The organism is Companilactobacillus musae, from assembly GCF_003967595.1.
Lineage (GTDB): Bacteria > Bacillota > Bacilli > Lactobacillales > Lactobacillaceae > Companilactobacillus > Companilactobacillus musae.
In genome coordinates, this window is sequence record NZ_BIFW01000011.1 from 1 (window position 1) to 13,287 (window position 13,287).

A 13,287-nucleotide genomic window follows, 5' to 3' on the forward strand; every position below is an offset into this window, starting at 1 on the left:
CCGAGCTTGGAGACAATTGCGAATTTCAATTGGCTTCAAGTCGTGTCCACCACGTTCCAGTGGCTCACAGATTTTTTACGGACGACGGCATCCTTCAACTTAACCGTTATAAAAGTAAGAAAGAACCTCAATCATCTGAACTCAAAACTCTTTTTATTTCATCAAAGTGATAACCCTTTGTCATCAAATAATGGATTAATTTTTCTGGTTTGTCATAACGATGTTGAACCTTATTTACTAAAACCTTTAACTTGGCTAGTTCTTCATCTTCATCTGGCTCCAAGTCCAAATTATTAAGTACTATTTCAATTACTTCATTATTAAATCCCTTTTGATAAAGACTTTGTTTAATTTTCGTCAGCATTTGTTTAAAGGAAGCTCGTTTTTGTTTACGAACTTGTTTTTTGGCAAAATCGGTCGCATTCTCTACCAAAATATCTTGATCAATATCCAAAATTTTATTCTGAACAATATCATTCGGTACACCCTTTTGAATCATTTTTTGTTCAATAATCTTCGGTCCATTAGCCGTCGTTCTCAATTGCGTATTGATAAAACTCTTTGCATAAGATTCATCATCTAAATAATGCAAATTCTCCAGTCTTTGAATCACATCGTCAACAGCATCACGATGATATTCCTTTTTATATAGGTAATCTTTGATTTCTTTTTTGGTTCGTAATTGATAACTCAAATAGTTTACAGCATCGCCATAAGCTTTATTCACATTCTCTCGATCTTGTATTTCTTTAATCTGACTATCGGTCAATTCTGTTTCATTCATTAAACGAAATTCGATTAAAGTTGTCTCCGCAACTGGGAACGCATACTTACCATCTAAGTAAACGTTATAGCGTCCTTTACGTTTCTGTGCTTGTATTTTTGTGACTTTAGCCAATATATTTTTACCTCACCATGTTATACTCTCAAGAGTAAGTTTATCTCAAAAACGTTCAAAGGAAAAATTATGCATACAAACAATATTACGAAAGATTTAAAAGTCGGTGATAGATTTCCACTAACTATCAAACGTATCGGAATCAATGGCGAAGGTATTGGTTTCTTCAAACACGTGATTGTCTTTGTTCCCAAAGCTGTACCTGAAGATGTCATTGTCTGTGAAATCACCGATGTTCATGACCGATTCTTAAATGGTCGCATTCACAAAATTAGAAAGGCTAGTCCTTTCCGTAACCCCGATGCTCCTAAATTAGCAGATGAAGTCGGCGGACTCGAATTTGCTCACATCAATTATCAAGATCAATTGCACTTCAAAAGTAACATTCTTCGTGAATCACTGGAAAAATATAAGCCTTATGCTCACGAAAAATATATGATCAAACCAACTGTTGGTTCAGTTCAACAAGAGAAATATCGTAACAAAGCTCAATTTCCTATTCAAGAAATTGATGGTGAGATTCGTTGCGGATTATACAAAACTGGTACTCAAGAATTAGTTGATCTCAAAGAAATGCCTACTCAAATGGATTTAACTATGAATGCTATGCGTAAAATTGTTCAAATGGTTAAAGACCTCGGAATTCCCGTTTTCAATCCTGAACAAAAATCTGGAATTCTCAGTATGATTGTTATTCGTGAATCAGTTGAATTCAACCAACTCCAAATTACTTTCATTACTCGTTCACCAAAATTCGTTAAAGAGCATCAATTGATTGAACGAATTCAAAAAGAAATCCCTGAAGTAAGTTCTATTTCTCAAAACATCAACAAAGAAGATAAAGCTGGAGTTTGGGGCGATGAAACAAAATTACTTTGGGGCGATAAATACCTTCAAGAAGATATCAATGGATATCTCTTCAATTTCTCACCACGAGCCTTCTTGCAACTAAATTCATTACAAACCGACAAACTATATGATTTAGTTACTCAAGCTTTGGAACCAAACCAACGTGATATTCTTCTTGATGCTTATTGTGGTGTTGGTACGATTGGTATCACTATGGCTGAAAAGGTCAAACATGTTTATGGTATTGAAATTATTCCTGAAGCCATCGAGGATGCTAAAGCAAACGCCAAACTAAATGAAGTTGAAAATGCTGATTATTATGTTGGCTCAACTGATGAAGTTTATCCTCAACTATTAAAAGATGGTAAAGAAGTTAATGCTATCGTTGTCGATCCACCAAGAACAGGCCTTGACAGTAAATTGGTTACTACTTTAGTCAAGAATCCTGTTAACAAATTAGTTTACGTTTCATGTAACCCATCAACTCTGGCCAAAGATCTAGTTCTCCTAACAGATCAATATCGTGTAGTTTATCTTCAACCTGTTGATATGTTCCCTCAAACACCACATGTTGAAACTATTGTAAAAATGGTCCGTAGATAAAATTAAGGCCAGTTGCTTTCTCAAATTCGGTACATTACGAATTTAAAAATAAAAAATAACGTCTATTAAAATAGTATTCAAGGTATGTAAAAATACTTGAATCTTTTAATAGGCGTTATTTTTTATTAAAAATCAGTAATATAATTTTTCAACTTATTCTCTAACAAACCAATTCCCAAACCGATACTTTGCTCTGGTATCTCAATATTTCCGCATTTATCCTGAATTCCACCAATAAAAGGACTATCTGCAATATAATCCAAACCATCAAGATCAATATATTTTATGCTCGACACGCCAGAACTTATATAAGCTGCCGTGGTCAAGGCAACATTTGCTTCAGTTGTACAGCCAAATAAACAATCTATTCCATGTCTTTTAGCAAAACCAGCTATTTCAATTGCTTCCAATGGTCCGCCACATTTGATCAGCTTAATATTAATGGCCGTCCCATAGCCATGATCAATAATATTTTTGGCATCTTCTAAATTAAAAACCGATTCGTCAGCGACTATCGGAATAGTAGTTTTTGCACTAATTTTTTTCATTGCTTCATAATCTAGAATTTTTACAGGTTGCTCAATAAACTCAATGTTTAACTTCGATTGATCAAATTCTCTAATTGCGGTCAAAGCTTCTTCATAGTCCCAGCTCTGATTCGGGTCGATTCTAATCGAAACTGTTTTTGGAATTAAATCCTCTAACTGTAATATTCGACTTAATTCATCATTTCCAGAAATCATCTTGTACTTAATATGATGATATCCTCTAGCTAAAATTCGCTTTGTTTCTTTAATAGTTTCTTCAGAATTCAAAACACTAACGGTCGTATCATTAGCTAATACTCTCTTATTATTTGATATACCCAATTCTTCCGAAATTCCTACCTGGTTGGACCTAGCAAGAGCATCCAGAATGGCTGTTTCCATCCCATAACGAATAGAAACATGATTAATAAATCCTTGTAAAGATAAGAGTGTATCTTCAACATCATCATTTAAGTGTTCATCAAAAAAATCTTTGGCAAAACGATACATTTCATCGCGACTTTCACCGGTCAACTTAATATTTTCAGCTGATTCACCTAAGCCAATTGAACCATCATCCAATCTAACACGGCAAAAAATTCCTTTGAGATTTTTTGACATCCGAATACTAGTAATAAACGGTCTTTTTAAAGGAATATCCAATTTACTAATTTGATAGCCGATTATCTTTACCATGATTTAACCTCCAGCCACTGACCTCAAATATTCCAAATCGTCATTTTGAATTGCCTATACTATAACCCCAAACACTATTAACACGGTACAATTTAACATCAAAATTGCGAAACCTTTTTATTACAATAATTATCTGTAAAAAGAAAATAATTAATTACATTTACGAGTATTTAATTATCATAAATCTTTGCTATTGGGTAAAGTATCCTTTACAGTAACCTGTAAATAATTTAGAAATCAGGTTTTCAAAATGATTAAAAATAACGTTAGGAAGTTTCGGCAAGAACACAAATATTCACAAAAACAACTAGCTGAGATGGTTCATGTTTCCCGACAAACGATCATTTCCGTTGAATCTGGTCGTTACCAACCAACTCTAGAACTAAGTTTTAAATTAGCTCGAGCTTTTGAAAAAACCGTTGAAGAAGTTTTTATTTATTATGAATAATATTGTTGTTTTAAATAATTACCGAAAATTGGCATCATATAAAAAATTATCTCTTTTAATTCTCAATATTATGTCTGACATGATATGAAAATTCATCACTTCGAGCAACACTCAACGTAAACTCAATAATCTGATGATTCAAATCATAAGTCGTTCGTTTCAAATGCAAACAAGGAGTACCTTCTTTTAGATTCATAATTTTACTATCACAAGCGCTAATAATTCCAGCAGAAAAGTATTCATCCGCATAGCTGATTTCTTCTCCAAAATCATCCCGAAAAACATCATACATTGATCTATCCTGTAACATTTCTTGATTCAAAGTCGGAAATAATTTTTGAGGCAAAAAACTTCTCTCCAACATCATGGGCACATTATCAGCTAAGCGTAACCGATCAACGCGAATAATAATATCTCCTAATTTCAAATTCATGTTTTGAGCAAAATAAGCATTGATATCCTTTTTTTCAAAATTAATAATTTTAGTACTAGGCGTTTTGCCTAACATTCTCATCTGTTGGCCAAATTTAAAAGAACTACCTAAATCACTATTTAAGTTGATACGATTGACAAAAGTACCCTTGCCATGAACCCTTTTGACCAGATCAGTCGCCTCTAATCCCAATAAAGCATTACGTATTGTATTACGTGAAACCTCATACTTATCAGCCAATTGTCGTTCAGAAGGTAGTTTTGCGTTAGCTGGTAAGTTCTGAATATAACTCGTTAAAAGATTGATTAATTGTTCTTGAAGGTTAATTTTCATAAGAAAGATTTCCTTTCCAAATAACTATATGATAATTGTATGAAGCACCAAAACGACTTGCAATTATTTGTCTGAAAATGGACATATTGTCATTTCAGAAAATCTTCTATCAATACTGTTTAATGTAAAAACAAAAACAGCGTCTATTAATAAGCATTCAAAGTATATAAAATATACCCCGAATCTTTTAACAGACGTTATTTTAATTGATAAATTTAGAATTGGAAAAACAGTGCATTACGCCTTAGCAACTACAAAATAATTACCTTCAGGATCTTGAAAATTAAATGTTAAAACACCATTAACTTCAGTTATTTCCCCTGCACTGATCAGTTCATCATGCAATCGGTCAAAATCATTGGAGAAAAACATTAAGGATGGAACATTTTCTGACACTTCTGGAGAATAGATTCTAATATAATCCTTTGGAAAAATTGATAGCTCTACTTCGCTAGAAATTCCTACAATAACGTTCTGATACCCACCGTTTAGAGTTTGTCTGGCAACTACTGTTGCTCCAAATTCTTCAGTCCAAAACTCAACACTCATATCAACATCATCGACGTAAATCATAATTCTAGTCTTCATCTTCAAAGTCCTTATCCCAGACGACACCCATAGTCTTTTCACCTGTATGAACACTGATAGCTGGTCCTAAATGGCTAGTTGATACTCGTGCTTCAGGGAAATTATCTTGGAAATCGGTCGACCATTTAGTCAACATCTCCCGGTTGTTAGAATCAACTACGGTAATATGTAATTTCCAATCTGGATGTTCTTCTGCATATTTTTGTATTTCTAATGAGATCACTCTAAAAGCTCGATGCATCGTACGTTCTTTGCCAATCGCAAATATCTTGCCATCCTTAAAAGTTAGCAAAGGTTTAACGTCTAATAAACTACCGATAATAGCGGAACGATTACTCAATCTACCAGTACGACTAAGATGTTTTAAATCATTAACAGCAAAATAAATATCCGTCGAATCACGCAATTCTTCCAATTTTGTCATAATCGTTTCTGGAGCTACATTCTTTTGAGCTAAGGAACCAGCCAACATGACTAAATCAGCTTCAGCGGCACTGGCAGCCATTGAATCAAATGGATAAACTTTGGCCTTATCATAGCTCTTAACAAACATTCGTAAATTATCCATAAATGAAGTAATTCCTAAAGATAAATGAATTGAAATAATCGTATCGTAGCCTTCTTCGACTAAACGATCATAGGCTTCCTGAATCTGCCCCATTGATACTTGAGCGGTCGTAGGAAGTTCTGGTTCATTACGTAAGTAATCATAAAATTTTTCGTCAGTTAATTCTTCGGTTTCTTTATATTGGTTATTACCAAGAATTACTGTAATTGGTAAAACGGTAATATTGTACTTCTTGATTTGTGCGGGTGTTAAGTAAGATGCTGTGTCAGTTACTACTGCAGTTTTCATTAACTTCTCCTTTTCCCATAACGTACATTCCATTCTTATAATAATAACATTTTATTAAAAATATTAAATCTTAAGGTCTTGTTTTAGTTATCAGAAAGCGCTATCATTTTGTTAAGTAAATATTTAGTAAAAATGGAGAATGATTATGGACACTAACACAATTTTGCAAGGTTACAAAAACATTTTTAATGAATCTGCCGATAAGCTCTTTTTCTCACCTGGACGTATCAATTTAATTGGTGAACACACTGACTACAATGGTGGCAATGTTTTCCCTTGTGCTATCAGTTTAGGAACATATGCAGCTTTTGGTAATCGTGATGATCAAACTATCAAAATGTATTCAGAAAATTTACCTGATACTGGTGTTATCACGGTTTCTTTAGATGACTTAAAGTACAACAAATCTGATGACTGGGCTAATTATCCTAAGGGAATGATTTATTTGATAACTCAAGCTGGATATAAGATCAATCATGGCTTCAATCTTTATATTCAAGGTAATCTTCCTGATGGCGCCGGTCTTTCTTCATCAGCCTCAATTGAATTGTTGATGGGAAATATTTTAAATGATGTCTTCAAATTGGGAATCGATCAACTAGATCTTGTTAAAATGGGCCAACAAAATGAGAACAACTACATCGGTGTTAACTCTGGTATTATGGATGAATTTGCCGTTGGGATGGGTAAGAAAAATCAAGCTATCCTATTGGACACTAATATCATGGAATACCACTATGCCCCTGTTGAATTGGGAAACCACGTCATTGTTATCATGAACACTAATAAACATCGTGCCTTAGCCGATTCTAAATACAATGAACGTCGTAGTCAATGTGAAAAAGCCTTAGCCCTTCTCCAAACTAAACTAAACATTAAATCTCTTGGTCAACTTTCAATTGACGAATTTGACCGTAATTCTTATTTAATCAATGATGATACTTTGATTCGCCGTGCTCGTCATGCAGTTTTTGAAAATCAAAGAACCCTCAAAGCTATTAAGTATCTTAAAGACAATGACTTAGTAAACTTTGGTAAATTAGTTAATGCCTCTCATATCTCACTTCACTATGATTATGAAGTAACAGGTATTGAACTAGATACTTTAGTTGAAGCTGCTTGGCAACAGGATGGAGTCTTAGGAGCCAGAATGGTCGGCGCTGGCTTTGGTGGCTGTGCTATCGCTTTTGTTGAAAAAGATAAAGTTGAAAACTTCAAGCTTAACGTCGGTAAAATTTACCAAGAAAAAATAGGTTACGCTGCAGACTTTTATATTGCTGAAATTTCTGACGGACCTAGCGAAATCAAAATCGGGGTGGAAAAATAATGTCTTGTGTCGATAAATTTGTTGATCAAATAATCAATACTGATAACGATTATCAAGCTTTAGATAGAATCTATCTTTACAATCGTATCTGTGCATTGGTTGGTGATGATAATCATCAAACTGATGATGACATCAAAACCGCTTTGATAAATACAGCCATCAAAAATAATAAAATTGAAGATAATCAGACAGCTAAAGAAATCTTGAATGATCAATTAATGGATTTTGTCACACCCTTACCTTCAAAAGTTAATCAAAAATTTTGGGATCTTTATCAAAATGACCCCGAAGAAGCAACTAATTATTTCTATCAATTAAGTCAAAATAACGACTATATCAAGGTCAAAGCCATTGCAAAAAATATTTCCTATCAAACAGCAACTGACTACGGTAATTTAGAAATAACTATCAATCTTTCTAAACCTGAAAAGGACCCCAAAGCCATTGCCGCTGCCGGTAGACAAAAGCAAACTGGTTATCCTAAGTGTCAACTTTGTATAGAAAATGAAGGTTACTTAGGAAGATTAGGCTACCCTGCCCGTAGCAATCATCGAGTAATTCGTTTTACTCTCGGTGGACAAACTTGGGGATTTCAATATTCTCCTTATGCTTATTTCAAAGAACATGCTATTTTCTTAAATAAAATTCATCAACCAATGATTATTAATCAACATACTTTTAATAATTTGTTGGAGATTGTCCGTATCTTTCCACAATATTTTGTTGGAAGCAATGCCGATTTACCAATTGTCGGTGGTTCAATGCTTAGCCATGACCACTATCAAGGTGGACGACATAACTTTCCAATGATGAAAGCCAAGATTGAACGAGAAATTGATATTCCTGTCGACAACGTCAAAGCTGGAATCGTTAAGTGGCCTATGTCAACCATTAGATTGACTAGTTCTGATCCTGAAGAATTAGTTAAGGCAGCTACATTGATTCACGAAAATTGGATGAACTATTCTGACGAATCCGTTTCAATCAAGGCTTATACTGACGAAACACGACACCACACCGTAACTCCAATCGCCTATCGTAATGGAAATGAATATGTCATGGACATCGTTTTACGAGATAATCAAACATCTACGAAATATCCAGATGGAATTTTCCATCCCCATCAGGACGTTCAACATATTAAAAAGGAAAATATCGGATTGATCGAAGTTATGGGACGGGCAATTCTTCCTGCTCGCCTTAAAATCGAACTAAAAGAAGTAGAAAAATACTTACTCAATGAATCAAATGATATTGCTGAATATCACCGTCCTTGGGCCGATCAATTACAGGAAAAATACAACTTTAACAAAGATAATGTTTCTGAAATAGTTGAAAAAGAAACTGGTTTAGTCTTTGCCCGCGTTCTCGAAGATGCTGGTGTCTTCAAATGGAATCATCAAGGACAACTAGCTTTTGACAAATTCATTGGTAGTTTAAAATAATGGCTACTCTAAGGGACATTGCCCAACGTGCCAACGTATCACCAGCTACGGTCTCACGTGTTCTCAATAATGACTTAACTTTATCAGTTACTGACCAAACTCGAGCCAATATTTTAAAAATTGCGACTGATTTAAACTATCAAAAAGCTAATCATCGTAATACCCGTTTCCAAAAACATATTGCTCTAGTTCAATGGTATTCTGAATCTAAAGAACAAGATGATCTTTATTACATGACCGTTCGTGAAGGTATCGAGCAACAAGCTCCGACCTACGGTTTTGATATCATTAGAATTTTTCATAATGATTTAGACGAAATCCCTCAAGATATTGATGGTATCATTGCAGTTGGAAAATTCAGTCATCAACAAGTCACTAAGTTAAACAATATTTGTTCCAAAATTGTTTTTATCGACGACGACCATTTTGCTGAAGGATTCGATTCAGTTTTGACCGACTTTCGTTACGGCATCAAACAAGTTGTGGATTATTTTGTGGAACAAGATATTCAAGATATTGGCTTGATTTATGGTGAAGAAAAATCAACCGATAACTTACGAACGATTCATGATCCCCGATATGATAATTTTAAATTGGCAATGGATCAACATAACTTATTTAATATTAAATATTGTTTTAAGGGCAGTTTTACAAAGGAATCCGGTTATCAACAAATGAAAAAAGCCATCCAAACCTTATCAAAATTACCTCAGGCATTTTTTATCGCCAATGATCCAATGGCAACAGGTGCTTTAAAGGCCTTACAAGAAGCTAATTTAAAAGTACCCGACCGCATCAACATCTTTAGTTTTAATAACACTTCTTTAGCCAGTTACGTTAATCCCGAACTGAGTTCAGTGGACGTTGCAACAACACAAATGGGTTCAACCGCAGTTGATTTAATGCAAGACATCCTTAATAATCCACGTCATGTCGCTAAAAGAGTTGACTTAGCAACTAAGCTAATTTTTAGACAAAGCGCACCAGAGATACTTTAATTTTTTTATACTGATGAATTTCTAATACCATGGATTTTTCATTTAAGTATGCCGCCCGTAACGAAACTAGGAATGGTCTGGAACGCTGCGGGCACAGATTTGAACCAACTCAAATTCGGAGTTGTTTCAAATACTGGCCTTATTCTAAGTGGGAAACCCACTAAGAATAATGTCGCGGCTGAGACCATCCTAGCTTCGTTACGGGCTAGATAATTGCTTGATTTTTTTTATTTTATTTTAGACTTGGTATTTACATAAAAAGAGACACTAATGAATATAAAAATCATTAATGTCTCTTCTTTAATATGTTTAGCAAAATAAAATAGTCAACAGACACTTTAGCCTGGAATAAAAATTAGGATTAGCTCAGCCGTGATATTTCACTTAGTGGTTTACCACTTAGTGAAAGGTCGAGTTTGAAGACCGTGGGCATAAGCCCATGGGCTCCAAGTCGTGCCCACAGCGTTCCAGCTAAATCCCAATTTTTGTGGAAGGCGGGAATTAAATACCAACCAAACTTAAGTAAGAACTGTAAATTCTTAATATTGTTTTTTTATTTGTAAATTGGTGTTACTTTTATACTTGTTAGTTTAGGAGGAATATTTATGGTTTGGTTATGGACACACTTAGTAACTTGGATAGTTATGGCGATTATGATCTTATTAGCTTTATTTACAAATAAAAATACCAAGATTTACGAAATGATAACTAGGGTTGGTTATTTAATTATTATTGCCACTGGTATCAAGCTAGCAATTAGAGCTTGGTCAGTTGAACCAACACTATTAATTGTTAAGATTATCGTTGCACTTATTTTCATTGCCTTAGTTGAAATTGCTTTTGCCCGTAAGGAGCAAAAAACAATCAATGAATCTTTAATTTGGGCAGTAATTATCTTTTGCATTGTAACGGCATTGATTGGGTTCGCCTTAGCTGGTTGGTATCCTTTCGTTTAAAAATAAAAAGACGGTCTATTACAGATACGGTATGTGTAAATAACATACAATATCTGTAATAGACCGTTTTTTTAATTATTTTTTCCACAAAAAGTTTATCAACAGCTTATCCACTTCTTTATTTTCGTGTAATTTACTGTGTTGTGCCATTTTACCCATGATCTTCTTTTCTTTATACGAATGCGCTCTTCCAGATACTAAATACTTTAAAGACTTAGAAGAAGCATTGCTGACGGATCCATCTGAATGTGTTCCATCATTCTTATCACCATAAATATTCAAAACATCGGTATTGGTTGGATAAATTTTTCTCAATTTGAGCAATTGTCGATACGACTTATCCATTTTTTCTGGCTTGCCATTGCTGTTCAACTTCATCTGATTGGGTTTGTCATCCATTCCTAAAATTCCATTAAAGTGACCCGCAATATCAACAACTTTGTTTATTTTAGGCATACCCTTTTTACCAGCATTTTCCAAAATATAATAATTAATTGCCATATTTCCCATGGAATGCCCGACCAAGTTAACACTATTAAATTGATAATCTTTCTTCAACAATTCAATGACATTCTTGGCCCATTTACCTGCAGTATAATAATCAGTCATCTTATTGTTATCATAATTAACTTCAACAATCGGATTTTTTGAACTTTTTGGAATTGAACCAATCAATTTTGCATAGCCATTGGGACTTACATTTACTCGAACGACTTTTCTTGTCACTCCTGCTTCTTTAGCAGCATTGGTCATATGTGTTTCGGCATTAAAACTACTGCCATAACCGTGAAAAAATAAAGTAGGTGTAGAACTTTGAACATACTTTTCAGAATTAGTAGCCTGTATATGTTTACTAAAGCCAAAGAAACTGCCTACTACAACAATAATTGCTAAAACAACTGGAAGAATAATTCTTTTTTTATTCATAATTTCCCCTCCGATACTTTTCTCTTTTATTGTAATCACCGTTATAATATTGTCCTAAGAATATGACTTAAATTAGAAAACATTAAATTCCTTATTGACACTTAACAGCGCTTTAATTATGATAAGTCTAATAAATCTAATGATATTTTAATTTATTAGATTTAATTTAACAAAGGAGATATAAAATATGGCAAAAGCAGATGCAACAAAAATTGATTGGAACAATTTAGGTTTCAATTATATGGACTTACCTTACCGTTTTATTGCTCATTGGAAAAACGGCGAATGGCAAGACGCTGGATTAACGGAAGACAGCACACTTCATATTAGTGAGGCTTCACCAGTCTTGCACTACGGTCAAGCAGCTTTTGAAGGTATGAAAGCTTATCGTACACCGGATGGTCATATCCAATTGTTCCGTCCTGATCGTAATGCTAAACGTTTAAAGGACTCATGTGAACGTCTCTTGATGCCCGTATTTCCAGAAGATAAATTCGTTGAAGCAGTAAAATCAGTTGTTAAAGCTAATGCTGACTTCGTACCACCTTATGGCAATGGTGCCACACTTTATATCCGTCCTTTGATTATCGGTACTGGTGAACAAATTGGTGTTCACGCAGCTCCAGAATATATCTTTACTATCTTTGCAATGCCTGTTGGCAATTACTTCAAGGGTGGCTTAACTCCTGTCAACTTCACAACTTCTCAATATGACCGTGCCGCCCACAAAGGTACTGGTCAAAGTAAAGTTGGTGGCAACTATGCAGCTAGTCTTTACCCTGGTGCTAAAGCACACGACAATGGCTTTGCTGACTGTGTTTACTTGGATCCAATTGAACATAAAAAGATTGAGGAAGTTGGTTCTGCAAACTTCTTCGGTATCACTAAAGATGATGTCTTTGTAACACCAAAATCACCTTCTATTCTTCCAAGTATCACAAAGTACTCATTACTTTGGCTTGCTAAGAATCGCTTAGGTCTTGGCGCTGAAGAAGGAGACGTTTATGTTGATCAATTAGATCGATTTAAAGAAGCCGGTGCCTGTGGTACTGCCGCAGTTATCTCACCTATTGGTGGCCTAGAACACAATGGCAATCTTCACGTCTTTTATAGTGAAACTGAAGTTGGTCCTGTAACTAAAAAATTATACGAAACCTTAACCGGAATTCAATTTGGTACTGTCGAAGCTCCTGAGGGTTGGGTTCAAGTTGTTGAATAATTAATGTCATTATTTATAAATACAAAAGAAGCCATGGCAAGGGGTGCCATGGCTTCTTTTAATTATATTGATGTTATATTGTTGAGAAAATCGGTTATACACTGAAAACAAACTCGAATCGAAGGGTAAGCGAATTTACAATGTATTAACGATTGATGAGGTAGCAGGATTTAAGTAATAATAC

General features: G+C 34.5%; 13 protein-coding genes. 7 read left to right on the top strand and 6 right to left on the bottom strand.

Annotated elements, in window-relative coordinates; translation table 11 throughout:
* Positions 1–127: 127 nt before the first annotated feature.
* Positions 128–898 carry a recombination regulator RecX gene (recX, locus tag LAB100_RS10560; RefSeq protein ID WP_119326995.1) on the bottom strand — a complete coding sequence of 257 codons (771 nt, stop codon included), beginning with the start codon at positions 896–898 and terminating at the stop codon, positions 128–130.
* A gap of 69 nt (positions 899–967) precedes the next feature.
* On the opposite strand from recX, the gene rlmD reads away from it, so the two are divergent.
* Complete coding sequence (gene rlmD, locus LAB100_RS10565) at positions 968–2,350, top strand: 23S rRNA (uracil(1939)-C(5))-methyltransferase RlmD (protein ID WP_119326996.1); 1,383 nt, start codon at positions 968–970, stop codon at positions 2,348–2,350.
* Between the two features lie 125 nt (positions 2,351–2,475).
* On the opposite strand, the gene LAB100_RS10570 is transcribed toward rlmD, so the two are convergent.
* A complete protein-coding gene (locus tag LAB100_RS10570; RefSeq protein ID WP_119326997.1) occupies positions 2,476–3,573 on the bottom strand; it encodes a mandelate racemase/muconate lactonizing enzyme family protein in 1,098 nt (365 codons plus the stop codon).
* 250 nt (positions 3,574–3,823) lie between these two features.
* Between LAB100_RS10570 and LAB100_RS10575 the strand changes: the two genes are divergently transcribed.
* Positions 3,824–4,021: a helix-turn-helix transcriptional regulator gene (locus LAB100_RS10575; RefSeq protein WP_371851221.1), complete on the top strand. Its 198-nt coding sequence runs from the start codon at positions 3,824–3,826 to the stop codon at positions 4,019–4,021.
* Positions 4,022–4,076: 55 nt separating this feature from the next.
* On the opposite strand, the gene LAB100_RS10580 is transcribed toward LAB100_RS10575, so the two are convergent.
* The 3 genes from LAB100_RS10580 to LAB100_RS10590 all read right to left on the bottom strand — a co-directional run bounded on the left by LAB100_RS10580 (position 4,077) and on the right by LAB100_RS10590 (position 6,231).
* The gene (locus LAB100_RS10580) at positions 4,077–4,787 is read right to left on the bottom strand and encodes a GntR family transcriptional regulator (protein WP_119326998.1); all 711 of its coding nucleotides are present in this window, start codon (positions 4,785–4,787) and stop codon (positions 4,077–4,079) included.
* A gap of 237 nt (positions 4,788–5,024) precedes the next feature.
* A complete protein-coding gene (locus LAB100_RS10585; protein ID WP_119326999.1) occupies positions 5,025–5,375 on the bottom strand; it encodes a VOC family protein in 351 nt (116 codons plus the stop codon).
* Complete coding sequence (locus LAB100_RS10590; RefSeq protein WP_119327000.1) at positions 5,365–6,231, bottom strand: DegV family protein; 867 nt, start codon at positions 6,229–6,231, stop codon at positions 5,365–5,367. The genes LAB100_RS10585 and LAB100_RS10590 overlap by 11 nt, the downstream gene beginning before the upstream one ends.
* 145 nt (positions 6,232–6,376) lie before the next feature.
* Here LAB100_RS10590 and LAB100_RS10595 point away from each other — a divergent pair, with 145 nt between their 5' ends.
* The 4 genes from LAB100_RS10595 to LAB100_RS10610 all read left to right on the top strand — a co-directional run bounded on the left by LAB100_RS10595 (position 6,377) and on the right by LAB100_RS10610 (position 10,957).
* Positions 6,377–7,558, top strand: coding sequence for a galactokinase (locus LAB100_RS10595; protein WP_119327001.1), 1,182 nt, complete (start codon positions 6,377–6,379; stop codon positions 7,556–7,558).
* Positions 7,558–9,003: a UDP-glucose--hexose-1-phosphate uridylyltransferase gene (locus tag LAB100_RS10600; protein ID WP_119327002.1), complete on the top strand. Its 1,446-nt coding sequence runs from the start codon at positions 7,558–7,560 to the stop codon at positions 9,001–9,003. Before LAB100_RS10595 ends, LAB100_RS10600 begins: the two co-directional genes overlap by 1 nt.
* A complete protein-coding gene (locus tag LAB100_RS10605; protein WP_162894252.1) occupies positions 9,000–10,001 on the top strand; it encodes a LacI family DNA-binding transcriptional regulator in 1,002 nt (333 codons plus the stop codon). Before LAB100_RS10600 ends, LAB100_RS10605 begins: the two co-directional genes overlap by 4 nt.
* A gap of 605 nt (positions 10,002–10,606) precedes the next feature.
* On the top strand, positions 10,607–10,957 hold the full coding sequence (locus tag LAB100_RS10610; RefSeq protein WP_119327004.1) for a DUF1516 family protein: 351 nt from the start codon (positions 10,607–10,609) through the stop codon (positions 10,955–10,957).
* A gap of 75 nt (positions 10,958–11,032) precedes the next feature.
* Here LAB100_RS10610 and LAB100_RS10615 read toward each other — a convergent pair whose 3' ends face one another.
* Positions 11,033–11,884, bottom strand: coding sequence for an alpha/beta hydrolase (locus LAB100_RS10615; protein WP_119327005.1), 852 nt, complete (start codon positions 11,882–11,884; stop codon positions 11,033–11,035).
* Positions 11,885–12,071: 187 nt separating this feature from the next.
* Between LAB100_RS10615 and LAB100_RS10620 the strand changes: the two genes are divergently transcribed.
* Positions 12,072–13,103 carry a branched-chain amino acid aminotransferase gene (locus LAB100_RS10620; RefSeq protein WP_119327006.1) on the top strand — a complete coding sequence of 344 codons (1,032 nt, stop codon included), beginning with the start codon at positions 12,072–12,074 and terminating at the stop codon, positions 13,101–13,103.
* Positions 13,104–13,287 lie beyond the last annotated feature (184 nt).